Raw genomic sequence first — 24,559 nt, 5'->3', positions numbered from 1 at the left:
TTTTGGCCCCGGGAGAACGGGGGACTCCCGGGGACCGGTCACCCCGTGGCCGCGGGCCCGTGACCAGGGGTGTGCGAAGGCCCGGATCGTCAGGCGGAGATGCCGTCGATCCGGGCCATGGCGTCGTCCGCGCCGTACGGCTGCAAGTAGGGCAGCCAGCGCGGGTCCCTATGCCCGGTGCCGATGATGCGCCAGGCGAGGCCGGTCGGCGGCGCCGGTTTGTGCCGCAGTCGCCACCCCAGTTCGACGAGGTGGCGGTCGGCCTTCACGTGGTTGCAGCGGCGGCAGGAGGCCACCACGTTGTCCCAGACGTGCTTGCCCCCGCGGCTGCGCGGGATGACGTGGTCGACGCTGGTTGCGACGCCACCGCAGTACATGCACCGGCCTCCGTCGCGCGCGAAGAGCGCTCGGCGGGTGAGTGGAACGGGCCCCCGATAGGGAACCCGGACGAAACGCTTGAGCCGGACCACGCTGGGTGCGGGGACTGTGACGGTTGCGCTGTGCATATAGGCGCCGGATTCCTCGAGGGAGACGGCCTTGTTCTCCAGGACGAGGACGAGCGCGCGGCGGAGCGGTACGACGCCGAGCGGCTCGTACGACGCGTTGAGGACCAGGACGTGCGGCACGGGTGCCTCCTTGGGCGTCGGCGGCGCGTGGCTCGCGCCGGGACGATCTGCAGTCAGTCTCCCCTCATGCCAGGTGGAAGCGCCACCATGTCCCGGTAACGGGCTGGGAGTGTTTTCGACCACACCCGATTCATCCCCCGGATCATGACCAGTTCAAGCCAGGGTGAGCCCCGTCTCTCCTGCGCCCCTCCTTGGCAGATCCGCACGAGGCACACACGATGCCCCGTTAGTGTGGTGCCCTGTCCGTCCGGTGACCTTTTCGTGACCTCGAAGACCTTGACCGCCCCCCGGAACGGACCGCGCAGCACCTGGAGGTACCTGCCGTGTCGTCCTTGCCCGCCGTCCTCTTGGCCGCCGGTGCGTCGCCGACCCCGTCACCCTCTCCGTCCGACACGGCGCCGGCCGTGCCCTCGTTCCAGGACGCCCAGGAGAGCGCGACGAACGCGGCGAGCTGGGTCGAACAGAACTGGTCGACCTGGCTCGCGATGGGTCTGCAGATACTGCTGATCGTGGTGATCGCGGTGGCGCTGCGCGCGGTGGTACGACGGGCGATCACCAAGCTGATAGACCGGATGGGCCGCATCCCGCAGGGCACGGACGGCGGCTCGCTGGGCGGGCTGCTGGTCAACGCCGAACGGCGCCGTCAGCGGTCGGCGGCGATCGGGTCGGTGCTGCGCTCGGTGGCGAGCTTCCTGATCCTCGGGACGGCCGCGCTGATGGTCCTGGGCACCTTCAAGATCAATCTGGCTCCGCTGCTGGCGTCGGCCGGTGTGGCGGGCGTGGCGATCGGTTTCGGCGCCCGGAACCTGGTCACGGACTTCCTCTCCGGTGTGTTCATGATCCTGGAGGACCAGTACGGCGTCGGTGACGTGATCGACGCGGGCGTGGCCACCGGCGAGGTGATCGAGGTCGGGCTGCGCGTGACCAAGCTGCGCGGCGCCGACGGCGAGATCTGGTACGTCCGCAACGGCGAGGTCAAGCGGATCGGCAACCTCTCCCAGGGCTGGGCGACGGCCGGGGTCGACGTCACGGTGAAGGCGAGCGAGGACCTGGACCGGGTCAAGGCCACGCTGGACGACGTCGCCGAGCACCTGAGCAAGGAAGAGCCCTGGAACGAGCTGCTGTGGGGCCCGGTGGAGGTGCTCGGCCTGGACTCCGTGCTGATCGACTCCATGGTCGTACGGGTGTCGGCGAGGACGATGCCGGGCAAGGCCCTGACGGTCGAGCGGGAGCTGCGCTGGCGGATCAAGCGGGCGTTCGACCGGGCGAGCATCCGCATCGTGGGCGGCGCGACGTCCGTGGAGGACGCCGAGGACGCCCCCGACCCGACGGCCTCGGTGGCGGCCCCGTCCGCGTTCTCCAACGCGGACTCGCCACAGGCCGCGGCAACGGCACCCGTCACTCCGCAGCGGCCGGCGTCGCCGGGGAAGTAGCGGAACGGTTCTCACGTTCGAGTGAACAGGTGGGGCATTCCGGCGCACAGCGCGCACGGGGTGCCCCATCCTTGTAGCGGGGTGCCATGGAGCCCCCGGTCCGTCCGGGCCCCGAGGTAACGACTCCGTTTCCTCGGGGCCGTTGTCTATTGACGCCCCCTTCGTCCTGGGCTTACGTTCCTCGCACCGCGATAGGAAAGTTTCCTAACAGTGATCTTCCAGCGGCCGGTGATCAAGGCTGGACGCCGCGCCCGGGTCACTGAAAAGCTGGGCGGCCGGAAAGGCAGGTGTCGATCTCCATGGCAGGAACCGCCGGTACGCCGGGCACCCCGCGCGTGCTGCGCGCCATGAACGACCGCGCCGCCCTGGACCTCCTGCTGGAGCACGGCCCGCTGTCGCGCACCCGGATCGGGAAGCTCACCGGCCTGTCCAAGCCCACCGCCTCCCAGCTGCTGGCCCGTCTGGAGGCGGCCGGGCTGGTCCGGGTCACCGGCACCAGCGAGGGCCGCCCGGGTCCCAGCGCCCAGCTGTACGCCGTGAATCCGGGCGCCGCCCACGCCGCCGGGCTGGACGTCACCCCGGAGCGGATCCGCGCCGCCGTCGCCGACGTCACCGGCCGCACGGTCGGCGAGTTCGAGCTGCCCACCCCGGGGCGGCGGCCCGCGCAGCCCGTCGTCCAGCAGGTCACCGACGCGCTCGACGGAGCCGTCAAGGCCGCCGGGCTCGCCCGGTCCGACGTGCACCGGCTGGTCATCGGCACCCCGGGCGCCTTCGACCCCAACACCGGGCGGCTGCGCTATGCCTCCCATCTGCCCGGCTGGCACTCCCCCACCTTGCTCGACGAGGTCGCCGCCGCCCTGCCGATGCCGGTGGAGTACGAGAACGACGTCAACCTCGTCGCCCTCGCCGAACAGCGGCTCGGGGCCGCCAGCGGTCACGCGGACTTCGTCCTGCTGTGGAGCCAGGAGGGCCTCGGCGCCGCCCTCGTCCTCGGTGGCCGGCTGCACCGGGGCTGGACCGGCGGCGCCGGCGAGGTCGGCTTCCTGCCGGTGCCGGGCACCCCCCTGGTGCGGCAGGTGACCAAGGCCAACAGCGGCGGCTACCAAGAGCTGGCCGGCTCCCAGGCCGTACCGAAGCTGGCCCGGGAACTCGGTATCGACGACGTGCCCCCGGGGCCGTACACCGAGGTCGCCGCCGAACTCGTCGCCCGTGCCGCCGACCGCACGAGCGGCCCCTACCGGGAGCTGCTCCGGACCTACGCGACCCGGCTCGCCACCGGCCTCGCCTCGCTCGTCTCCGTCCTCGACCCCGAACTCGTCGTCCTCAGCGGCTCGGCGCTGACGGCCGGCGGCGAGAGCTTGCGCGCCCTCGTCCAGGCCGAGCTGGAGGAGCTGGCCGCGGCCCGCCCGCGGCTGGTCGTCGGCGACGTCCTCGAACACCCCGTCCTGCGCGGCGCGTTGGAGTCCGCGCTCGTCACCACCCGCGACGAGGTCTTCGACACCTCGCGCTAGAGCGTCCCTGTTCCCCCCGACCCCGTCCTCCTGGGAGACCTCGCCATGCCCGAAGTCATACCCTCAGCTGCCCGAAAAGCGGCTTTTGCCCTGACCGCGTCGCTGGCCCTGCTCACCACGGCCTGCACCGGCCAGTCCAGCTCCGGCGCCACGGACGACGCCTCGAAGGACACGACGATCAACTTCTGGCACGCCTGGAGCGCGCCGAACGAGGTGGCGGCCGTCAAGTCGCTGGTCGCCGGCTTCGAGAAGGCGCACCCCAACATCCATGTGAACGTCGTCGGCAACATGACCGACGACAAGATCAATCAGGCGCTGCGGTCGGGCGGTGACAAGGCTCCGGACGTGATCTCGTCGTTCACGACGAACAACGTGGGCAAGTTCTGCTCCTCGGGCGCACTGGTCGATCTGAACCCCTTCTTCAAGAAATCGGGGATCGATCCGGCGACGACGTTCCCGAAACCGATGAACGAGTACACCCAGTTCGACGGGAACCGCTGCACGGTGCCGCTGCTCGGTGACGCCTACGGGCTCTACTACAACAAGACCGCCTTCGCGAGGGCCGGCATCGCGAACCCGCCGAGGACCTGGTCCGAGTTCGAGGCCGACGCCAAGAAGCTGACCGTCCCGCAGGGCGACGGCTACAAGCAACTCGGCTTCATGCCGGACTACCACGGCTGGGAATCCACCACCGAGCACTACTTCGCGCAGTTCTCCCCCACGTACTTCGACAAGAGCGGAAAGTCGGACCTCGCCAAGGACCCCGCGTTCCAGAAGGGCTTCGAGCTGCAGAAGCGGCTCGTGGACGAACTCGGCGGATTCCAGAAGCTGGAGAAGTTCCGCGCCACGCTCGGCGACGAGTGGGGCCCCAAGCACCCCTTCCACACCGGTCAGGTCGCCATGCAGCTCGACGGCGAGTGGCGGCTGGGGATGGCCCTCGCGGCCAAGCCGAAGTTCGACATCGGCGTCGCCCCGCTGCCCGTACCGGACGACCAGGCCTCCCAGTACGGCAAGGGGTACATCACCGGCACCATCGCGGGCATCGCCGCCGCCAGCCACAAGCAGAACGCGGCCTGGGAGTTCGTCAAGTACGTCAGCACGGACACGGACGCCGTGGTCGGTTTCGCCAACGACATCCACAACGTGCCCTCCACGCTGGCCGCGCTGAAGTCCCCGAAGCTGAAGTACGACCCGCGTTTCAAGACGTTCCTCGACATCGCCGCCGACCCGGACTCGACCACCACGCCGGCCTCCGTCAACGGCGGCCAGTACCTGGTGACGATCCAGCAGTTCGGCTACGACTACGAGAGCGGCAAGGCCACCGATCTGAAGGCCGGTCTGCGCAAGACGGCCGCGCAGATCGACACGGACATCGCGCAGGCGAAGTAGTCGATGACCACGGTCACTCTGGCGTCGAAGCGCCGCCGGTCGGCGCTTCGCACCGTCGCCTTCATGTCGCCCTGGCTGATCGGCTTCGCGGTCTTCTTCGCGTACCCGCTGATCTCGACCGTCTACTTCTCCTTCATGCACTACGACGGCTTCAGGCCGCCGACGTGGAGCGGGGGGAAGAACTGGACCTACGTCTTCGAGCACTACCCGCTGTTCTGGCCGGCCCTGCGCAACACGCTGTGGCTGGTGCTGGTGATGGTGACCCTCCGGGTGGTGTTCGGGCTCGGCATCGGTCTGCTCATCACCAGGATCAGGACGGGTACGGGAGTCTTCCGCACCCTGTTCTACCTGCCGTACCTGGCGCCGCCGGTCGCCGCGACCATGGCCTTCGCCTTCCTGCTCAACCCCGGTACGGGCCCGGTCAACGCGATCCTGGAGAAGGCCGGCGTCCCGGCGCCGGGCTGGTTCAACGACCCGGCCTGGTCCAAGCCGGCGCTCACCCTGCTCGCGCTGTGGGGCATCGGCGACCTGATGGTCATCTTCATGGCCGCGCTGCTGGACGTGCCCACGGAGCAGTACGAGGCGGCCGAGCTGGACGGCGCGTCGGCCTGGCAGCGCTTCCGCTACGTCACACTGCCGAACATCTCCCCGATCGTGATGTTCGCGGTCGTCACGGGCGTGATCCAGACCATGCAGTACTACACCCAGCCGCTGATCGCCGGGAAGGTCGCCTCCGGGGTGATCCAGGGCGCGGGCACCCAGTTCGAGCCCGGCTACCCGGACAAGTCCACGCTGACCCTCCCCCAACTCGTCTACAACCTCGGCTTCCAGCGCTTCGACTACGGCTCGGCCTGTGTGGTGGCGCTGGTGCTGTTCGCCCTGTCGATGGTGTTCACCGGGTTCCTGATGCGGCGCCGGGGCGGTCTCATCCAGGCAGGTGACTGACGATGACCCAAGTACTGGACCAGCCGGTGAAGACGGCACCCGTGGTGTCCGGGGCCGAGCGCACGGCCAGGCGCAGGGCGCTGTTCGAGTGGATCGCGATCCACTCGCTCGGGGTCGCCGCCGCGCTGTTCTTCACCCTGCCCTTCGTGTTCGTGTTCCTGACCTCGCTGATGAGCGACAGCCAGGCGCTCAGCCGCGATCTGATCCCGCACACCTGGGAGTGGGGCAACTACGGGAAGGTCTTCGACACGCCCGGCTTCCTCACCTGGTGGAAGAACACCCTGATCTACGCCGGCCTCGGCACCGTCCTGACCGTGGTGTCCTCCATCCCGGTGGCCTACGCGCTCGCCAAGTTCCGCTTCCGGGGCCGCAACCTGTCCCTCATGCTGGTGATCTCGATGATGATGCTGCCACCGCAGGTGGTCATCATCCCGATGTACCTGTTCTGGGCGAAGCAGCTGGACCTGTCCGGCACGCTGTGGCCGTTGATCATCCCGATGGCGTTCGGTGACGCGTTCTCCATCTTCCTGCTGCGCCAGTTCCTGATGACGATCCCGAACGAGTACCTGGACGCGGCGAGGGTCGACGGCTGCGGAGACCTCAGGACCCTGCTGAAGGTCGTCCTGCCCATGGCGAGGCCCGGTATCGCCGCCGTCGCCCTGTTCCAGTTCTTCTACGCCTGGAACGACTACTTCGGCCCGCAGATCTACGCGTCGGAGAACCCCGGCGCCTGGACCCTGTCGTACGGCCTGGAGTCCTTCAAGGGCGCCCACCACACCGACTGGAACCTCACGATGGCCGCGACCGTGCTGGTCATGGCGCCCGTGATCCTCGTGTTCTTCTTCGCCCAGAAGGCGTTCGTCGAAGGCGTCACGCTCACCGGAGTAAAGGGTTGATGTCTGTATGAAACTCACCGTGGTCGGCGGAGGCTCGACCTACACCCCCGAACTCATCGACGGCTTCGCGCGCCTCAGGGACACCCTGCCCATCGTGGAACTCGTCCTCGTGGACCCGGCCGCCGAGCGGCTGGAGCTGGTCGGCGGACTGGCCCGCCGGATCTTCGCCAGGCAGGGCCACCCCGGCCGGATCGTCACCACCGCCGACCTGGACGCGGGTGTCGACGGCGCCGACGCCGTGCTGCTCCAGCTGCGCGTCGGCGGCCAGGCGGCCCGTGAGCAGGACGAGACCTGGCCGCTGGAGTGCGGCTGCGTCGGTCAGGAGACCACCGGCGCGGGCGGCCTGGCCAAGGCGCTGCGCACGGTCCCGGTCGTCCTCGACATCGCCGAACGGGTCCGCCGCGCCAACCCCCGGGCCTGGATCATCGACTTCACCAACCCGGTCGGCATCGTCACCCGGGCCCTGCTCCAGGCCGGGCACCGCGCGGTCGGCCTGTGCAACGTGGCGATCGGCTTCCAGCGGAAGTTCGCGCACCTGCTCGGCGTGGCCCCGGCGGACGTCCACCTCGCCCACGTCGGCCTCAACCACCTCACCTGGGAGACGGGGGTGCGGCTGGGCGGTCCCGAGGGCGAGAACGTCCTGCCGAAACTGCTGGCCGAGCACGGGGAGGCGATCGCCGACGACCTCCACCTGCCGCGCCCCCTGCTGGACCGCCTGGGCGTGGTCCCGTCCTACTACCTGCGCTACTACTACGCGCACGACGAGGTCGTACGGGAACTGCGCACCAAGCCGTCCCGGGCCGCTGAAGTGGCGGCCATGGAGCGCGAGTTGCTGACGATGTACGGCGACCCGGCCCTGGACGAGAAGCCGGCGCTGCTCGCCAGGCGCGGCGGCGCCTACTACTCGGAGGCGGCCGTGGACCTGGCGGCGGCCCTGCTGGGCGGCGGAGGCAGCCCGTACCAAGTGGTGAACGCGTTCAACAAGGGCACACTGCCGTTCCTGCCCGACGACGCGGTGATCGAGGTGCAGGCCGCGGTCGGCCCCACCGGCCCGTCCCCGCTGCCGGTGCCGGAGCTGGATCCCCTGTTCTGCGGGCTGATCGCGAACGTGACCGCGTACGAGGACCTGGCCCTGGAGGCGGCGCTGCGCGGCGGCCGCGACCGCGTCTTCCGCGCCCTGCTCGCCCATCCGCTGATCGGCCAGTACGCGTACGCCGACGCCCTCACCGACCAGTTGATCGCACACAACCGGGAGCACCTCGCGTGGGCCTGATGTCAACCGTCCTCGCCGTCGACGCGGGCAACAGCAAGACCGACGTGGCCGTGGTGACCGCCGCCGGGGAGGTCCTGGCCACGGCCCGCGGGGGCGGGTTCCGCCCGCCCGCGGTGGGCGTGCCGGCGGCGCTGGACGCGCTGGCCGAACCGGTCGCGCGCGTCTTCGCGGACGCGGGCGTCACCTCCGTCTCCCATGTCTCGGCCTGCCTCGCCAACGCCGATCTCCCCGTGGAGGAGGAACAGCTGGCCACCGCGCTGGAGGCACGTGGCTGGGGTGCGTCGGTGGAGGTCCGCAACGACACCTTCGCGATCCTGCGGGCGGGCGTCGCCGAGCCTCGCGGGGTGGCCGTGGTGTGCGGGGCGGGCATCAACTGCGTCGGCATGCGCCCCGACGGCCGTACCGCGCGCTTCCCGGCCATCGGCCGCATCTCCGGGGACTGGGGCGGGGGGTGGGGCCTGGCCGAGGAGGCACTGTGGTTCGCGGCGCGCGCGGAGGACGGCCGGGGCGAGCCGACGGTCCTCGCCCGCACCCTGCCCGCGCACTTCGGCCTGCCGACCATGTACGCGCTCATCGAGGCGCTGCACCTGGAGCACGTCGACCACGACCGTCGGCACGAGCTGACGCCGGTGCTGTTCGCGACGGCCGCCGAGGGCGATGCGGTGGCCCGCTCGATCGTCGCCCGGCTCGCGGAGGAGGTGGCGGTGCTGGCCACGGTGGCGCTGACCCGCCTCGACCTCCTCGACGAGGAGGCGCCGGTGCTGCTCGGCGGCAGCGTCCTGACCGCCGGTCACGCCCTGCTCGACGACGGCGTCCGCGACCTGCTGGCCGCCCGCGCCCCCAAGGCCGACGTGCGCGTGGTGACGGCGAGTCCGGTCCTGGGCGCGGCCCTGCTGGGCCTGGACCGGCTGGACGCGGACGCGCAGGCGCAGCAGCGGGCGCGGGGGTACTGGGAGCGGTAGCGGGTGGCCGCCCGCCCCGCCCCCGGGGGAACCGAACAGGTGCACAGGGCGTATTCATGGGCAGCGCACGCTGCGATCCGATCAAGATCGAGTGAAGGCCGGTGCGGATGCCGGTCCGTACGGCGATACTTGGCGGCGAACGGATGACCCTGGGGGAGGTCGAGTGACACACCCGCCGAAGAGCGCAGCACCACCGGTGGCGGGCCCCGGTGTGCCCCCCGCCCCCGGCATCCCCCGGCAGCCCGTCGGCCCCGCCCCCGTGTGCGCCCCCGCCCCGTCCGCCCGGCGCAGCGCGTTCGCCGAGGGCGTCGACCGGGTGCGGGCCGCGGCCACCACCGAGCCGGGCCGGCTGCGGCTCATGGGGGCCGTACTCGCGCTGCTGGTCGTGGCGTTCGGCGCGGTCACCGCCTGGCAGGCCAGTGAGCGCGCGGCCGCCGCCGACGACGTCCTGCACCGCAGCCAGCCGCTCAGTTCGGGCGCGGCCGACATCTACCGCTCGCTGGCGGACGCCAACACGGCCGCCTCCAGCGGGTTCCTGGCCGGCGGCCAGGAGACGGCGGCCTCCCGCGACCGGTACGAGAAGGACATCCGGACCGCCGCCGCGGGTCTCGTCACGGCCGCCGCCAACGCCGAGCCCGGCTCGGCCTCCGAGGCGACCATCGCCAAGCTGAACAAGCTGCTGCCGCAGTACAAGGGGCTCATCGAGCGGGCGCGGACGTACAACCGGCAGGGCTACCCGGTCGGCGGCGCGTATCTGCGGTACGCCAACGAGAAGATGCAGAAGGAGATGCTCCCGGCGGCGGAGGATCTCTACACCAAGGAGAACCAGCGGCTCGACGCCGACTACGGTGACGCCACGCCGTACCCGTGGATCGCCCTCGCGCTCGGCGCGCTCGCCCTGGCCGGGCTCGGCTGGGCCCAGCACCGCATCTACCGGCGCACCAACCGCGTCCTCAACCACGGCCTGGTCGCCGCCTCAGCCGCCACCACGGTCGCCCTGCTGTGGCTGGTCGTCGGGCACGCGGTGGCCCGCTCGGAGCTGAACGGCTCCTACGACCACGGCATCCGCTCGCTGACCGTCCTGCACGACGCCCGGATCGCCTCCCTGAAGGCGCGCGGCAACGAGAACCTGAGCCTGGTGGCGCGCGGCGCCGAGACCGTCACGGTCGGCGGGCAGACGTACGACGCCTACTACTACGACTTCGACAAGGACATGGCCACTCTCGGCACGGGCCTGTCCCGGGCCGCCGCGCTCGCCGACGACCGGGGCGGCAGCACGCCGGTGAAGGCGGCCGAGGGCAACATGGCGGTGTGGAAACAGCGTCACACCGCGGCCCGCACCGAGGACGAGGACGGCAACTACCAGCAGGCGCTGGACGAGGTCATCGGCGCCAAGGGCGCCACCGGCGAGTGCTTCGACAGCGTCGACGCCAACCTCGCCCGGGCCATCGACCACGAGCAGGCCGAGTTCCAGCAGACCGCGGGTGACGGCCTGGACGCCATGACCGGGCTGCCGGCCGGCGCGGCCGTGCTCGCGGTGCTCGCCGCCGCCGGGGCCGTGTCCGGCATCGGCCGCAGACTTTCGGAGTACCGGTGACAGGGGGCGTGACGATGTACGCGGCGCGTGTACGGGCCTCCCTGCGGGGCTGGGGCGGGGTCGGCGCGATGGCGGTGCTGTGCGCGCTGGCGCTGGCGTTCGTCCTGCTGCTGCCGTGCACCCAGAGGCAGGTGTCGCCCCGGGACGGCGGCCGGGTCGGGCAGCAGGTGGCGACCGGCAGCCAGGCCCACGCCGAGGACTGCAAGGCCTCCGAGGCACAGGACCAGACGCTGTCGCCGTCCGGCGCAGGCGGCCCGACCATCGACTCGATCAAGGCCCGTACGGGCGCCCGGCGCAAGCTGATCGTCGGCGTCGACCAGAACAGCTACCACTGGGGCTACCGCAACCCGAACAGCGAGGGCGCGGAACTGGAGGGCTTCGACATCGACCTGGTGCACCGGATCGCGCAGGACATCCTCGGCGACCCGGACGCGGTGCAGTTCAAGGCGATACCGACCAGCCAGCGGATCTCAGCGATCCAGGACGGGCGGGTGGACATGGTCGTGCGGACCATGACCATCACCTGCGAGCGGCTGTCCCAGGTGGCGTTCTCCGCGCCCTACTTCAAGACCGGGCAGCAGGTCCTCGCATCCAAGTCGTCGTCGATCACGGGCTACAACACCACCCTGGCGCACAAGAGGGTCTGCACGGCGGCCGGTTCGACGGCATACACCAAGCTGGACGCCGACCGGAAGGACGGCCGGCTGCCCTCCTCCACCGACATCTCCACCACCGTCCCGAATCAGCTGGACTGCCTGGTCAGGCTGCAACTCGGCGAAGTGGACGCGGTGGTGACCGACGGCGCGCTCGCCGCCAGCCAGGCCGCGCAGGACCCGACCGTCGAGCTGAAGGGCGGGGCGTTCACCACCGAGTACTACGGCGTGGCGATGAAGAAGGACGCCTCCGATCTGGTACGCCGGGTCAATCGCATTCTGGTGGACTACCGCGCCGACGGCTGGCAGAAGTCGTACGAGCAGTGGCTGTCGGCGACACTGGGAAAGGACTCGTCGGCGTCCAGGCCGCCCGCCCCGCAGTATCTGCGCACGAGCTGAGCCACATCCGACCGGAACACTTGAAGCAGGAGAGGTGATCGATGGGCGTCACGGACCCCGCCGGGCCGGTGATGGACCGGGACGAGGTGGACCGTGCGCTGGCGCGGCTCGGCCAGGAGCACGAGGCGATCGAGACCTCGCTGCTGGCGTTGCAGGACCACGCGGGCCGCAGACTCCTCGAAGGCGCGGCACTGACCGGTGTCACCCGGGAACGCTGGCAGGCCACGGAGGCGCGGATCACCCTGCTGTGGTCGTACTTCGACGCCTACGCGGCCGCGCTGCGCACCGCCCGGGAGGTCCGCGCCCGGCGCCGCTGGTCCAGCCGCGAGGACCTGGTGGAGCTGACGGGGCTGCTGCGCGGCGAGGCCGTCACCGTGGCCGGGAACGGCACCCTCAGCGAGTCCTTCTCGCTGGCCGCGCTGGTGGACCGGATGAACGAGCTGTACGCGACGAGTCTGGACCTGGTCGTCACCGCCGACGCGGTGTGGTCGGCGCTGCCCGCGCGGATCGATTTACTCGCCGCGGAGCTGCAGCGCACCCGTAAGCTCGCGCACTCCGTCGGCGTACGCCCCGGCGAACACCCCTCCGGCGACGACCTGGAGCGGATCACACGCACGCTGACCAGGCTGCGCGAGGACGTCGTCTCCGACCCGCTCGCCTTCTGGGTGCCGGCCGAGGGCAGTTCGGCGCCCGGCGGCGGCCGTCCGGACACCACCGTGTACGACCGTGAGGCGCGCGCCCTGGAGGACGTGCGCCGTGAGATCGACGCCGTACTGACGGTCCGCCAGGACGCCGAGCAGCGGCTGATCCGGCTGCGGGACGTGCTTTCGCGCGCCGACCGCACCCTCGCCGAGGCCCGCACCGCGCGCGGCGAGGTGCTGGCGAAGATCGCGGCGACCGAGGTGCCGGTGGTCAGCGGCCCGCCGACCGTGCTCCAGGAGCAGCTGGCGACCGCGGCCGAGTACCGCAGGCAGGCGCAGTGGCACCGACTGTCCCCGCTGCTGGAGTCGCTCGAGCAGAAGGCGGAGGACGAACTGATCCGCGCCCGCGAGTCGTTGACCGCGGTCACCGCTCCGCTCGCGGTACGCGCCGAGCTGCGCGGCCGGCTCGACGCGTACAAGGCGAAGGTCGCCCGGCACGGGCTCGCGGAGGACCCGTTCCTGGTCGAGCGGTACGACGCGGCCCGGCGGATGCTGTGGAGCGCACCCTGCGACCTGCGAGTGGCCGAACAGGCCGTGCTGCGCTACCAGCAGCTGGCGACCGAGCTGCTCGGCGGCGCGGGAACGCCGGGGGACCGTGAGGGGGACCAGTCATGAGTCAGCCGGGGCAGAGCTGCCAGCGGCCGGGCTGCAAGGGGACGTACGAGGACGTCGGCGGCGGTGAGCTGTACTGCGACACCTGCGGACTCGCACCCGTCGTCTCGGCTGGAGGGCTGGTCGGATCACCGGCGACAGGGGTGACCAGGGGCGCGGCGGACAGCGGCAGTTCGCGCAGCAGCTCGCGCACCTCCTCGCAGTCGTCGAAGTCGCGCCGCTCGGTCTCCGGGCGGCTCTCGCGGTCCCTTTCGGGCAGGTCCAGCGGGCGTTCGGTGTCCGTGCGCAGCTCCGGCTCCTCCTCCGGCACCTCCACGCGCGGGCGGCTCGGCGCCGGTCTGGTGCATGTGCCGCAGGTGCCGCGGCCCGACCCGCGCGCGATGGTGCTCGAGCACCCGGAGGTGCCCGAGCGCAAGCGGTTCTGCTCGCGCTCCGACTGCGGGGCGCCGGTGGGCCGGGCCCGCGGTGACCGGCCGGGACGCACCGAGGGTTTCTGCACCAAGTGCGGTCACCCGTACTCCTTCGTACCCAAGCTGAAGGCCGGCGACGTGGTGCACGGCCAGTACGAGGTCGCCGGCTGTCTCGCCCACGGCGGGCTCGGCTGGATCTACCTCGCCGTGGACCGGGCCGTCTCCGACCGGTGGGTGGTGCTCAAGGGCCTGCTGGACACCGGCGACCAGGACGCGATGGCCGCCGCGATCTCCGAGCGGCGCTTCCTCGCGGAGATCGAGCACGCCAACATCGTGCGGATCTACAACTTCGTCGAGCACCTCGACCAGCGCACCGGCTCCCTCGACGGCTACATCGTCATGGAGTACGTCGGCGGCAAGTCCCTGAAGGAGATCGCCAACGCCCGCCGCACGCCCGAGGGCCGCCGCGACCCGCTGCCGGTGGAGCAGGCCTGCGCGTACGGCATCGAGGCCCTGGAGGCGCTCGGCCATCTGCACAGCCGCAACCTGCTGTACTGCGACTTCAAGGTCGACAACGCCATCCAGACCGAGGGCCAGCTCAAGCTGATCGACATGGGCGCCGTGCGCCGCATGGACGACGACGAGTCGGCGATCTACGGCACGGTCGGCTACCAGGCGCCCGAGGTCGCCGAGGCCGGCCCGTCGGTGGCGAGCGACCTGTACACGGTGGGCCGTACGCTCGCGGTGCTCACCTTCGACTTCCAGGGCTACACGAACGTCTACGTCGACTCCCTGCCGGACCCCGACACCATCGACGTCTTCCGCCGCTACGAGTCCTTCTACCGGCTCCTGGTCCGCGCCACCGACCCCGATCCGGCCCGCCGGTTCGCCTCCGCGCAGGAGATGGCCGAACAGCTGACGGGTGTGCTGCGCGAGGTCGTCGCCCTGCAGACCGGCCAGGCACGGCCCGCTCTGTCGACCCTGTTCGGGCCCGAAGTGAAGGTCACCGACCGGGAGCTGTTCCCCCGGCTGGACGGTGACGTGTCCCGGCTCGGCGCGCGGGAGGTGCGCGGCCGGGCCCGGAAGCGGACGGCCGCCGGCTCCGGCACTGCCGGAGCGCCGGGGACGGCCGGTGCCGCCGCGGCCGGTGCCACAGCCGGTGCGCCCGTGCCAGGGACCGCCGGCCCAGGAGCCGGCGGGCTCACGCCGGGCGCGTCCGGTGCCGCGGCCGGTGTGCCCGCGTCGGCGTCCGTGCCGCCCGGCGCTCCGGCCCCGCTCCCGGCGGCTCTCGTCAAGGCCGTCGACACGCCGGCCGCCGCGCTCGCCCTGCCGGTCCCGCTGGTCGACCCGAACGACCCCGACGCCGGTTTCCTCGCGGGCCTGATGGCCTCCGCGCCGGCCGAGCTGATCAGCGCACTGGACGCGGCGCCCGGACGGACCGTGGAGACCCGGCTCAGGCAGATCCGCGCCCGGCTGGAGAGCGGTGACCACGGGGCGGCGCTGACGGGCCTGGCCGACCTGGAGGAGGAACGGCCCGAAGACTGGCGGGTGGTGTGGTACCGGGGCGTGGCCGCGCTGGTCACCGGCGACTTCGAGGGCGCCGCGCTGGCCTTCGACGCGGTCTACGACGCCTTCCCCGGCGAGGCCGCGCCCAAGCTGGCGCTCGGCCTGTGCGCGGAGGTGCTCGGCCAGTTGGACAACGCGGCCGAGTACTACCACCTCGTGTGGGCGACCGACCTCAGCTATGTGAGCGCCGCCTTCGGGCTCGCCCGGGTGCAACTCGCGGCCGGGAACCGGCACGGTGCCGTGCGCACCCTGGAGTCGGTGCCGGAGTCGTCCATCCACTACACGGCCGCGCGGGTCGCCGCCGTCCGGGCACGGCTCAGACAGCGCACCGCGGCCCCCGGTGACGTACCGTTCCTGGACGACCTGACGGCCGCCGCCGGGCAGGTCGAGGCGCTGGACGCGTACGGTCTGGACCCGGCGCGGCGCGAGCAGTTGTCGGCGGAAGTGCTCGGCTCGGCGCTGGACTGGATACTCTCCGGAGGCCAGGGCACCGGGTCCGCCGCCGGCGGTCGGGTGCTGCTGGGCAGCGGTCTGGACGAACGGGGCCTCCGCTTCGGCCTTGAGCGCGCCTACCGCACGCTGGCCCGGCTGGCGACCGGCGGCGAGGAGAGGATCGAACTGGTGGAACGGGCCAACCGTTACCGCCCCCGGACGTGGGTGTAGTTGATGTCGCAGATGCCTCAGCAGGCCGCACTGCCGAAGTGCCCGAGCTGCGCGGAGCCCGTCGAGTCGGGTGACCTCTTCTGCGGAGCGTGCGGATACGACCTGTCCGTCGTACCCGCGCCGCCGCAGGACCATCCGACGCTCACCATGACCGGCTCGCCCGGCGACGGCGTGGACTGGCCCGCTCCCGAACCGGAGAGTTCCGGCAGTCCGCCGGCGGTGCATCTGCCGGCCGACCTGCCCGGGACCGACTCCGGCGGCACCCCCCTGCCCGAACACCGGACCGGCACGGACCCGCACGAACACCGGACCGGCACGGACCCGCACGGCCACGAGGCCGGCACGCAGGGCGCGCCGCAGCCGGCCGGTGCCGGGGTGCGCTTCGACCGGCCGGCGGAGCCCGACGAGTACCCGCTGCAGGCGCCCGACCCGCGCTTGGCGGAGAACACCGCGGCGGAGGAGTCCGCGCAGGTGTGCGTGGCCTGCCGGTCGGGCCGTGTGGACAGCGACGGCTACTGCGAGAACTGTGGGCACGCCCAGCCCCGTGAACGCGACCGCGTGGAGCGGGAGTCGGGTCCGGTCGCGGCGGTCAGCGACCGGGGCCTGCGCCACCACCGCAACGAGGACGCCTTCGCCGTCGGCCACACCGCGCTGCCCGACGGCACCCCGGCCACCGTCGCGATCGTCTGCGACGGCGTGTCCTCCGCGACCCGCCCCGACGACGCGTCGGCCGCCGCCTCCCAGGCGGCCGGTGACACGCTGCTGACCGCCCTGCCGCGCGGCACGCATCCGCAGACCGCCATGCACGAGGCGATCGTCGCCGCCGCGCAGGCCGTGAACGCGCTCGCCGAGGAACCCGCCACGGCCCGCGAGCACGCCCCGCACCAGAACGCCCCGGCGTGCACGATCGTCGGCGCGGTGGTCGCCTCCGGACTGCTGGTCGTCGGCTGGGTCGGCGACAGCCGCGTCTACTGGGTACCGGACGACCGCAGCGCGCCGCCGGCCCGGCTCACCGAGGACGACTCCTGGGCCGCGCAGATGGTCGCCGCCGGGCTGATGAGCGAGGCCGAGGCGTACGCCGACGAGCGCGCCCACGCGATCACCGGCTGGCTCGGCGCGGACGCCTACGAACTGGAGCCGCACACCGCTTCCTTCAAGCCGGACCGGTCCGGAGTCGTGGTGGTGTGCACCGACGGCCTGTGGAACTACGCCGAGACGGCCGAGGAGATGTCGGAGGTCGTGCCCGCGGACGCGGCCGCCCGCCCGCTGCACAGCGCCCGGGTGCTGGTCGGCCATGCCCTGGACGGCGGGGGCCACGACAACGTAACAGTGGCCGTCGTACCGTTCCCGGCGCCGTCGCAGGGGGCAGGATCGGCCTGAGGCCGCGGGATCCGGGGAAGCCTCACAGGACCGCAGGGGACGGTCCGTTCACACGTACCGCCTCGCGTCGCGGGGTGCTTCGAGGGGGATTCGAACGAGCATGGCCAATTTCGCGAAGTCGCACGTGCCGCAGTTCTCGATGGACGTCTACCAGAACGAGTACTTGCCGGAGGGCGGGCGCGAGGTCAACGCCATCGTCACCGTGACGGCGACCGGCGGCGGCACCGTCGGCAGCGCCGCGGCACCGGTGTATCCCAAGGGCCAGGGCCCGTCCGCCGCCGTGGCGATCATGGTGGACTGCTCCGGCTCCATGGACTACCCGCCGACCAAGATGCGCAACGCCCGCGACGCGACGGCCGCCGCGATCGACACCCTGCGCGACGGCACGCACTTCGCGGTGATCGGCGGCACGCACGTGGCCAAGGAGGTCTATCCGGGCGGCGGGCGACTCGCGGTCGCCGACGCCAGCACGCGCGAACAGGCCAAGCAGGCGCTGCGCAGACTCAGCGCGGGCGGCGGTACGGCCATCGGCACCTGGCTGCGGCTCGCCGACCGGCTGCTGAGCCCGGCGGACGTCACCATCCGGCACGGCATCCTGCTCACCGACGGGCGCAACGAGCACGAGTCGCCCGAGGACCTGCGGGCGACACTGGACGCGTGTGCGGGACGGTTCACCTGTGACGCGCGGGGCGTGGGCACCGACTGGGAAGTGAAAGAAGTCACAGGGATCGCCTCCGCACTGCTCGGCACCGCCGACATCGTCGCCGACCCGGCCGGACTCGCCGCCGACTTCAGGCAGATGATGGAGACGGCGATGGGCAAGGAGGTCGCCGACGTCTCCCTGCGGGTGTGGACGCCGGTCGGCACGACCATCCGGTTCGTCAAGCAAGTGGCGCCCACCGTCGAGGACTTGACCGCCCGCCGCACCGAGGCCGGGCCGCGCGCCGGGGACTACCCGACCGGGTCCTGGGGCGACGAGTCCCGCGACTACCACCTGTGCGTCCAGGTCCCGTCGGCCGGCCTCGGCCAGGAGATGCTCGCCGCACGGGTCTCACTGGTGGTGCCACAACCGGACGGATCGGTACAGAACCTGGGCGCGCAGGGCCTCGTGCGGGCCGTGTGGACCGAGGACATGGTGGCGTCCACCTCGATCAACCCCCAAGTCGCCCACTACACCGGGCAGGCCGAACTGGCGCAAGCCATCCAGCAAGGCCTCAGCCTTCGCAAAGCGGGCGATTTCGATGGAGCAACCGCCAAACTGGGGCGCGCCGTTCAGCTCGCCAATGCCTCCGGGAACGCCGATACTGCGAAACTGCTTGCGAAGGTGGTGGACGTCGTCGACGCCGCGACAGGTACTGTGCGGTTGAAGACGAAGGTCGCGGAGGCCGATGAGATGACTCTGGAGACCCGGTCCACAAAGACTGTTCGTGTAAAGAAGTGACCCTGGAAGCGTAGGAGAAGGGGAAGCGCCGACATGCCGACCTGCCCGAACGGACACCAGTCGGGTTCCGACGACTGGTGCGAGGTCTGCGGTCACCGCATGGCCGGTGCCGTACCTCCACCCCCGCCGCCCCCGCCCGCGGGCGGTTACGGCTTTCCGCCGCCCGCCGGCCCGGGCGGTCCCGGTGCCCAGGCCGGCGGGCGCCCGCCGGCCGCGTCGGCACCGGAGCCGGAGCTGTGCCCGCAGTGCCGCACGCCCCGTGAGGGCGGCGCGCCCTTCTGCGAGGAGTGCCGGTGGAACTTCCTGACCAACACGGCCACCTCGTACACCCCGGCCGCCCCGCGCCCGCCGCAGCCCCGTTTCCAGCCGCCGAGCGCGACGTACGGAGGCGGTGACGGGTACGAGTACCAGGGCTCGCGGCCCTCGCAGATGAACCGGCCCGCCGAGCCGATCCCGTCCTTCGGCAGCGAGCCGTCGGGCCCGACGCCGTTCACCGGCGAGCGCGGCCCGTCCGGTCCGCCGACCTCGCCCGGGCCTTCCGGTCCCGGCGGCCCGTCCGGCTTCGGCGGACCGTCCGGCTTCGGCGGCCCGTCACAGGGTGGTCCGCTTCCCGGTGGCCCGTCCGGGTTCGGCGGTCCGGGCCAGGGTCCCGGCGGTCCCGGTGGCCCGTCCGGGTTCGGCGGCGCAGCTCAGGGCCAGGGACAGGGCCAGGGCCCCGGCGCCCCCTCCGGTCCGTCGCCCTTCGGCCGCGAGCCGTCCGGTCCGCCGCCCTTCGGCCGTGAGCCCTCGGGCCCCGGCGCCCCCACTCCGCCCGGTCCCTCCGGCTTCGGCGCAGACCCCTCGCGTCCGGTACCGCCGCCGCCCGCGCCCACCGGCCCCGGTGCCGGTCCCGGCGGTGCCCCGCAGGCGTACCGGCAGTCCGGTCCGCCCGCGCCGCCCGCGTTCCCGCACGAGACCGGCCGGCCGCCCGGCGGCGCACCGGCCGGCGGCCCCTCCTTCGGCGGCGGTGACGACGACTGGGTGATCTCCCCGCCGTCGTCCGCCGGGCCCGGCGGCGGGCAGGGCGGCGGGTACGGCTACCCGCAGCCCGGCGCCACCCAGGCCCCGCCCGGCCCCGGCTTCCCGCAGCAGCGGGCCACCTGGACGGCGACCGTCGGCCCGGACCGCGAGTACTTCATGGCGATGATGCAGCGCTCGGGTCCCGAGGCCGCGGGCCTCAACCTGCCCGCGTACTCGCCCGAGCAGCAGCGCACCCTCAGCGGCAACCAGGTCACCATCGGCCGCCGCCGGCACTCCACCGGCGACACCCCCGACATCGATCTGTCGGTGCCACCGGAGGACCCGGGCGTCTCGCACCAGCACGCGGTGCTGGTGCAGCAACCCGACGGCGGCTGGGCGGTCGTCGACCAGAACTCGACCAACGGCACCACGGTCAACATGTCGGAGGAACCGATCCAGCCGTTCGTGCCGGTTCCGCTGCAGGACGGCGACCGGGTGCACGTGGGCGCCTGGACGACGATCACCGTCCGGCGGGCCTGACGATCAGGGGAGGGGCCAGGCGTACGGCCCCTCCGGGTCGTCCAGCCACGCCCAGGCCCGCTCGCCGCCGACCGTGACGCCGTACCGCTCGCGTTCCGGCATGCCCTCGCGCTCCCACAGCGCGTAGGCCTCCTGCGGGTCGAGGGTGTTCCGGGTCAGCGCGAGCAGGAAGCGGAACGCCTCCTGCTCACGGGCCCGGCCCGGCAGCCCGGCGAGCGACACGCCCGCCGGCTCCGGCCTGCCCTCCCCGCGCAGCGGCACGAAGTAGGCGGCCGTGGGCAGGAATCGGCCCTCGGCGTGAGCCGCGTCCCGCACGGTGAGTGCGAGCAGGCCGGTGGCCAGCGGGCTCAGGATCCGCGCGCCCGGGCGGCACTGGGCGAGCCAGGCGCGCGGAACCGTGGACAGCTCACAGGTGGCGATGATCCGGTCGAAGGGCGCGCGTTCGGGCACCCCGCGCGCGCCGTCCCCGGTGGCGACGACCGGGTGGAATCCGGCCGCCTCCAGGTGCCGGCGGGCCGACTCGGTGATCTCCGGTTCGAGGTCGATGGTGGTGACGAGATCGTCGTCGCGCAGCCGGTGGGCGAGCAGTGCCGCGTTGTAGCCGGTGCCGGCGCCCACCTCCAGGACCCGGTCTCCGTCCTCGACCTCCAGCGCGACCAGCATCCGGGCCATCAGGGAGGGCTGGCTGCTGGAGGAGAGCAGCTCGCCGTCCCGCAGCCGGGTGGCCAGCGGCGCGTCCGCGTAGGCGCCGCGCAGCCAGCGCTCGCGGGCCCGGGGGTCGGGGCTCTCGCCCCAGTGGCGCTCGTAGCCACGCGGTCCGGCGACGTAGTAGTACGGCACGAACAGGTGCCGGGGCACCTGCGCGAACGCCTCCCGCCACACCGGGTCCCCGGTCCAGGCGCCCTCGGCGTCGATCTCCCGCACCAGCGCCGCCCGCGCGACGGCGGCCAGCCGGTCGGTCTCGGTGTCGTAGGCGCCCATGGGTCCACAGTAGGGGCGAGCGGGTCCGCGGTACGGGCGGCCCGGGCCGTGGGGTCCTAGGCCTCGAGTCCTGGGTCCCCCGGTCTGAGACCATGTACAGGTGAATGAGATTCGGCGCGGCACGCTTCAGGAGCAGACCTTCTACGAGCAGGTCGGCGGGGAGGAGACCTTCCGCCGGCTCGTCCACCGTTTCTACGAAGGAGTCGCCGAGGACCCGTTCCTCCGGCCCATGTACCCCGAGGAGGACCTGGGCCCGGCCGAGGAGCGGCTGGCGCTGTTCCTGATGCAGTACTGGGGCGGCCCCACCACGTACGGCGAGAACCGCGGTCATCCCCGGCTGCGGATGCGGCACGCTCCGTTCACCGTGGACCGGGCGGCGCACGACGCCTGGCTGAGGCACATGCGGGTGGCCGTCGAGGAACTCGGGCTCTCCGAGGAGCACGAGACGACGTTGTGGAACTACCTGACGTACGCCGCCGCGTCGATGATCAACACACCGGACTGATCTGCGCCGCGCCGGCCGGCCGGCTCAGCGCACGCTGACACCCAGCGAACCGAGCCCGGCCCGCCGTACGGCGACGGATCCGTACGGGGTGCGCAGCCGGAGCCACGTCCCCGAGGAGAACAGCCCGGTGTCGGCGGGCTCGGTCGCCGGCCGCAGGAAGCCCAGGGACTGGGCCGCGTGCACGGCCCGCACCGGGAGCCCGGTCCGCCCGATCTCCCGGGACCAGATGTCCCGCCCGATCCGGTCCAGCTCCGCGCGGGTACGGCCGTCCGGCGCGAGCTCCTCCGTGCGCGCGCGGAACTCGGCGACCGCCTCGGCGACGGTCGCCCGCAACGCGTCCGGGGCGGGCAGTCCCGGCTCGGCCTGCCAGCCGCCGCGCGGCGGCAGCACCCCGGCCCACGGGGGACCGGTGACCGCGGCCGTCACGGCGGCGGTGGCGCCGCGCTCGTCCACGGACTCCAGGAACTCACCGGCGGAGACGGTCACATCGAGGGTGACGTCGAGGCCGTTCTCGTACGGTTTCGCCAGCCGTACCGCGCGTACGGCCAGCACCTCGAAGGACGGCGGACGGCCGAAGACGGCGAGCGCCGTACCGGCCGCCTGCAGACGCACCGCGGCTCCACGGTCGTAGTGGAGCAGCCGGGAGAGGAAGGCGGCGAGATCGGCCGCCTCCGTCTCGTCGGCCAGGTGCAGCACCGTCATGCGGCGACGGCCTCCTCGTCGTCGGCGCCGTCCGTGTACTGCTGGAGGAACTCCCGCTCCTCGGCGGTGATCCGGCGCGGCCGCTGCGTCTCGAAGTCGAACGGGACGACCACGGTGCAGGCCCGGACGTAGACCGCGTCCGCGTCCTTCACCTCATAGGTGACGGTGAAGGACGCGGCCCTGATGTGCGTGACCCACAGCTCGACGTCGACGGGCTCGGGCCGGTGGACGAGCTGCCGCTTGTAGTCGATCTCATGGCGCGCCACCACGGACCCCTGCTTGGACTCCTTGCCGCGCAGGGACAGGAAGTCGATACGCGCCTCCTCCAGATAGCGGAGGAAGATCGCGTTGTTGACATGTCCGTACGCGTCCATGTCCGACCAGCGCAGCGGGCAGCGATAGATGTGGCGCAAGACCGATCAGCCCCGGGTCAGCTTCTTGTAGGTGGCACGGTGCGGACGCGCGGCGTCCGGCCCGAGCCGCTCGATCTTGTTCTTCTCGTACGACTCGAAGTTGCCCTCGAACCAGAACCACTTCGACTCGCCCTCGTAGGCGAGGATGTGCGTGGCGACACGGTCGAGGAACCACCGGTCGTGGGAGACGACGACGGCACAGCCCGGGAAGTCCAGCAGGGCGTTCTCCAGGCTGGAGAGGGTCTCGACGTCGAGGTCGTTGGTGGGCTCGTCGAGGAGCAGCAGGTTGCCGCCCTGCTTCAGGGTCAGCGCCAGGTTGAGGCGGTTGCGCTCACCGCCGGACAGGACGCCGGTCGGCTTCTGCTGGTCCGGACCCTTGAAGCCGAATGCCGACACGTACGCCCGGCTCGGCATCTCGACCTGTCCGACGTTGATGTAGTCGAGCCCGTCGGACACGACCTCCCACAGCGTCTTCTTCGGGTCGAGGTTCTCGCGGCTCTGGTCGACGTAGGAGATCTTGACGGTCTCGCCGACCTTGATGTCGCCGGAGTCCGGAGTCTCCAGCCCCTGGATCATCTTGAACAGGGTGGTCTTGCCGGCGCCGTTCGGGCCGATGACGCCCACGATGCCGTTGCGCGGCAGCGTGAAGCTGAGGCCGTCCACGAGGACCTTCTCGCCGAAGGCCTTGCTGAGCTTGTCGACCTCGACGACGATGTTGCCCAGGCGCGGGCCCGGCGGGATCTGGATCTCCTCGAAGTCCAGCTTCCGCATCTTGTCGGCCTCGGCGGCCATCTCCTCGTAGCGAGCGAGACGGGCCTTGGACTTGGCCTGGCGCCCCTTGGCGTTCGACCGCACCCATTCCAGCTCGTCCTTGAGGCGCTTCTGCCGTTTGGCGTCCTTCTGGCCCTCGACCTTGAGGCGGGCGGCCTTGGTCTCCAGGTACTTGGAGTAGTTGCCCTCGTAGCCGTGCAGGCGGCCGCGGTCGACCTCGCAGATCCAGCCGGCGACGTTGTCCAGGAAATACCGGTCGTGGGTGACGGCCACGACGGTGCCCGGGTACTTGGCCAGGTGCTGCTCCAGCCAGTTCACGGACTCGGCGTCGAGGTGGTTGGTGGGCTCATCGAGGAGCAGCAGGTCGGGCTGCTCCAGCAGCAGCTTGCAGAGCGCGACGCGGCGCTTCTCACCACCGGAGAGGTTGGTGACGGGCCAGTCGCCCGGGGGGCATCCGAGGGCGTCCATCGCCTGTTCCAGCTGGGCGTCGAGGTCCCAGGCGTTGGCGTGGTCCAGCTCCTCCTGCAGCTTGCCCATCTCGTCGAGCAGCGCGTCGGAGTAGTCGGTCGCCATCAGCTCGGCGATCTCGTTGAACCGGTCGAGCTTGCCCTTGATCTCGGCGACACCCTCCTGGACGTTCTCCAGAACGGTCTTCTCCTCGTTCAGCGGCGGCTCCTGCAGCAGGATGCCGACGCTGTAACCCGGCGACAGGAACGCGTCACCGTTGGAGGGCTGCTCGAGCCCCGCCATGATCTTCAGCACGGTCGACTTACCAGCGCCGTTCGGGCCGACGACACCGATCTTCGCTCCCGGCAGGAAGTTCAGGGTGACGTCGTCGAGGATCACCTTGTCGCCGTGCGCTTTGCGCGCCTTGCGCATGGTGTAAATGAACTCAGCCAAGAGAAACCGTCCGGCAGCTTGAAATCTGGCAGTGGGCAGATACACCCCATCTTGCCGTACGGCCACCCCTGGGCGGAAACCCGTTAGGTGCGGAGGCTCCGACCTGGGGTTTCGCCGCTGGTGGCTGCGGCTCGTCTGTCACTGTCCGTCGCCATTGGTCGGCCGCGGGCGCTCTCGCACGGTCCAGGACGGCCCAGCGCGGGACCGGCTCACTCAAGAGGCTGGGGCGCCACCCGCAGCTGTTCGCTGTGGGGCCGGGTGAAGGTACGGTCCGGCGCCAGGCGCGCGCCC

General features: G+C 71.8%; 20 protein-coding genes. 15 read left to right on the top strand and 5 right to left on the bottom strand.

Annotation, left to right across the window (positions count from 1 at the left end; genetic code table 11):
* Positions 1–89: 89 nt before the first annotated feature.
* Complete coding sequence (locus ABZ919_RS31300) at positions 90–626, bottom strand: HNH endonuclease (protein ID WP_070027169.1); 537 nt, start codon at positions 624–626, stop codon at positions 90–92.
* Between the two features lie 323 nt (positions 627–949).
* On the opposite strand from ABZ919_RS31300, the gene ABZ919_RS31295 reads away from it, so the two are divergent.
* The 14 genes from ABZ919_RS31295 (at position 950) to ABZ919_RS31230 (ending at position 19,996) form a co-directional block, all read left to right on the top strand.
* Entirely contained in the window at positions 950–2,059 is a 1,110-nt protein-coding gene (locus ABZ919_RS31295; RefSeq protein WP_361254186.1) for a mechanosensitive ion channel family protein, read from the top strand.
* A gap of 299 nt (positions 2,060–2,358) precedes the next feature.
* A complete protein-coding gene (locus ABZ919_RS31290) occupies positions 2,359–3,570 on the top strand; it encodes an ROK family transcriptional regulator (RefSeq protein ID WP_361254184.1) in 1,212 nt (403 codons plus the stop codon).
* A gap of 45 nt (positions 3,571–3,615) precedes the next feature.
* A complete protein-coding gene (locus ABZ919_RS31285) occupies positions 3,616–4,959 on the top strand; it encodes an ABC transporter substrate-binding protein (protein WP_361254182.1) in 1,344 nt (447 codons plus the stop codon).
* Between the two features lie 3 nt (positions 4,960–4,962).
* Complete coding sequence (locus ABZ919_RS31280) at positions 4,963–5,904, top strand: sugar ABC transporter permease (protein WP_361254180.1); 942 nt, start codon at positions 4,963–4,965, stop codon at positions 5,902–5,904.
* A gap of 2 nt (positions 5,905–5,906) precedes the next feature.
* Entirely contained in the window at positions 5,907–6,800 is an 894-nt protein-coding gene (locus ABZ919_RS31275; protein WP_361254178.1) for a carbohydrate ABC transporter permease, read from the top strand.
* A 7-nt stretch (positions 6,801–6,807) separates the two neighbouring features.
* Positions 6,808–8,073, top strand: coding sequence for a 6-phospho-beta-glucosidase (locus tag ABZ919_RS31270; RefSeq protein ID WP_361254176.1), 1,266 nt, complete (start codon positions 6,808–6,810; stop codon positions 8,071–8,073).
* Positions 8,064–9,035 carry a BadF/BadG/BcrA/BcrD ATPase family protein gene (locus tag ABZ919_RS31265; RefSeq protein ID WP_361254174.1) on the top strand — a complete coding sequence of 324 codons (972 nt, stop codon included), beginning with the start codon at positions 8,064–8,066 and terminating at the stop codon, positions 9,033–9,035. The genes ABZ919_RS31270 and ABZ919_RS31265 overlap by 10 nt, the downstream gene beginning before the upstream one ends.
* Before the next feature lie 229 nt (positions 9,036–9,264).
* Positions 9,265–10,632: a hypothetical protein gene (locus tag ABZ919_RS31260; protein WP_361254407.1), complete on the top strand. Its 1,368-nt coding sequence runs from the start codon at positions 9,265–9,267 to the stop codon at positions 10,630–10,632.
* A 14-nt stretch (positions 10,633–10,646) separates the two neighbouring features.
* A complete protein-coding gene (locus tag ABZ919_RS31255) occupies positions 10,647–11,684 on the top strand; it encodes a glutamate ABC transporter substrate-binding protein (protein WP_361254172.1) in 1,038 nt (345 codons plus the stop codon).
* A 41-nt stretch (positions 11,685–11,725) separates the two neighbouring features.
* A complete protein-coding gene (locus tag ABZ919_RS31250; protein WP_361254170.1) occupies positions 11,726–13,000 on the top strand; it encodes a hypothetical protein in 1,275 nt (424 codons plus the stop codon).
* A complete protein-coding gene (locus ABZ919_RS31245) occupies positions 12,997–15,636 on the top strand; it encodes a tetratricopeptide repeat protein (protein ID WP_361254169.1) in 2,640 nt (879 codons plus the stop codon). The genes ABZ919_RS31250 and ABZ919_RS31245 overlap by 4 nt, the downstream gene beginning before the upstream one ends.
* A gap of 3 nt (positions 15,637–15,639) precedes the next feature.
* Positions 15,640–17,016, top strand: a complete 1,377-nt coding sequence (locus ABZ919_RS31240; protein WP_361254167.1) for a PP2C family serine/threonine-protein phosphatase — start codon at positions 15,640–15,642, stop codon at positions 17,014–17,016.
* Positions 17,017–17,116: 100 nt separating this feature from the next.
* Entirely contained in the window at positions 17,117–18,457 is a 1,341-nt protein-coding gene (locus ABZ919_RS31235) for a VWA domain-containing protein (RefSeq protein WP_361254165.1), read from the top strand.
* A gap of 33 nt (positions 18,458–18,490) precedes the next feature.
* Positions 18,491–19,996: an FHA domain-containing protein gene (locus tag ABZ919_RS31230; RefSeq protein ID WP_361254163.1), complete on the top strand. Its 1,506-nt coding sequence runs from the start codon at positions 18,491–18,493 to the stop codon at positions 19,994–19,996.
* Positions 19,997–19,999: 3 nt separating this feature from the next.
* Here ABZ919_RS31230 and ABZ919_RS31225 read toward each other — a convergent pair whose 3' ends face one another.
* Positions 20,000–20,977: a methyltransferase domain-containing protein gene (locus ABZ919_RS31225; RefSeq protein WP_361254162.1), complete on the bottom strand. Its 978-nt coding sequence runs from the start codon at positions 20,975–20,977 to the stop codon at positions 20,000–20,002.
* A 100-nt stretch (positions 20,978–21,077) separates the two neighbouring features.
* Here ABZ919_RS31225 and ABZ919_RS31220 point away from each other — a divergent pair, with 100 nt between their 5' ends.
* Positions 21,078–21,482, top strand: a complete 405-nt coding sequence (locus tag ABZ919_RS31220; protein ID WP_361254160.1) for a globin — start codon at positions 21,078–21,080, stop codon at positions 21,480–21,482.
* 24 nt (positions 21,483–21,506) lie between these two features.
* Here ABZ919_RS31220 and ABZ919_RS31215 read toward each other — a convergent pair whose 3' ends face one another.
* Genes ABZ919_RS31215 through ettA form a run of 3 tightly spaced genes read right to left on the bottom strand, consistent with a single transcriptional unit; the run spans position 21,507 to position 24,268 of the window.
* A complete protein-coding gene (locus tag ABZ919_RS31215; RefSeq protein WP_361254158.1) occupies positions 21,507–22,184 on the bottom strand; it encodes a hypothetical protein in 678 nt (225 codons plus the stop codon).
* Positions 22,181–22,597: a thioesterase family protein gene (locus ABZ919_RS31210; protein WP_361254156.1), complete on the bottom strand. Its 417-nt coding sequence runs from the start codon at positions 22,595–22,597 to the stop codon at positions 22,181–22,183. Before ABZ919_RS31210 ends, ABZ919_RS31215 begins: the two co-directional genes overlap by 4 nt.
* 6 nt (positions 22,598–22,603) lie before the next feature.
* Complete coding sequence (ettA, locus tag ABZ919_RS31205) at positions 22,604–24,268, bottom strand: energy-dependent translational throttle protein EttA (protein ID WP_361254154.1); 1,665 nt, start codon at positions 24,266–24,268, stop codon at positions 22,604–22,606.
* Positions 24,269–24,559: the final 291 nt, after the last annotated feature.

The sequence above is a fragment of the Streptomyces sp. NPDC046759 genome (assembly GCF_040645475.1).
In the GTDB taxonomy this organism is placed as follows: Bacteria; Actinomycetota; Actinomycetes; order Streptomycetales; family Streptomycetaceae; genus Streptomyces.
Note: the sequence above shows the minus strand (reverse complement) of the source record. Positions and strands in the feature narration are given on the sequence as shown.

What these genes read in the sequence shown, in the direction of transcription:
- ABZ919_RS31230 (WP_361254163.1), top strand. Translation starts at nt 18,491, where the DNA reads ATGCCGACCTGCCCGAACGGACACCAGTCGGGTTCCGACGACTGGTGC.
- ABZ919_RS31215 (WP_361254158.1), bottom strand. Translation starts at nt 22,184, where the DNA reads ATGACGGTGCTGCACCTGGCCGACGAGACGGAGGCGGCCGATCTCGCC.
- ABZ919_RS31255 (WP_361254172.1), top strand. Translation starts at nt 10,647, where the DNA reads ATGTACGCGGCGCGTGTACGGGCCTCCCTGCGGGGCTGGGGCGGGGTC.
- ABZ919_RS31250 (WP_361254170.1), top strand. Translation starts at nt 11,726, where the DNA reads ATGGGCGTCACGGACCCCGCCGGGCCGGTGATGGACCGGGACGAGGTG.
- ABZ919_RS31245 (WP_361254169.1), top strand. Translation starts at nt 12,997, where the DNA reads ATGAGTCAGCCGGGGCAGAGCTGCCAGCGGCCGGGCTGCAAGGGGACG.
- ABZ919_RS31235 (WP_361254165.1), top strand. Translation starts at nt 17,117, where the DNA reads ATGGCCAATTTCGCGAAGTCGCACGTGCCGCAGTTCTCGATGGACGTC.
- ABZ919_RS31275 (WP_361254178.1), top strand. Translation starts at nt 5,907, where the DNA reads ATGACCCAAGTACTGGACCAGCCGGTGAAGACGGCACCCGTGGTGTCC.
- ABZ919_RS31290 (WP_361254184.1), top strand. Translation starts at nt 2,359, where the DNA reads ATGGCAGGAACCGCCGGTACGCCGGGCACCCCGCGCGTGCTGCGCGCC.
- ABZ919_RS31225 (WP_361254162.1), bottom strand. Translation starts at nt 20,977, where the DNA reads ATGGGCGCCTACGACACCGAGACCGACCGGCTGGCCGCCGTCGCGCGG.
- ABZ919_RS31285 (WP_361254182.1), top strand. Translation starts at nt 3,616, where the DNA reads ATGCCCGAAGTCATACCCTCAGCTGCCCGAAAAGCGGCTTTTGCCCTG.
- ABZ919_RS31280 (WP_361254180.1), top strand. Translation starts at nt 4,963, where the DNA reads ATGACCACGGTCACTCTGGCGTCGAAGCGCCGCCGGTCGGCGCTTCGC.
- ABZ919_RS31240 (WP_361254167.1), top strand. Translation starts at nt 15,640, where the DNA reads ATGTCGCAGATGCCTCAGCAGGCCGCACTGCCGAAGTGCCCGAGCTGC.
- ABZ919_RS31270 (WP_361254176.1), top strand. Translation starts at nt 6,808, where the DNA reads ATGAAACTCACCGTGGTCGGCGGAGGCTCGACCTACACCCCCGAACTC.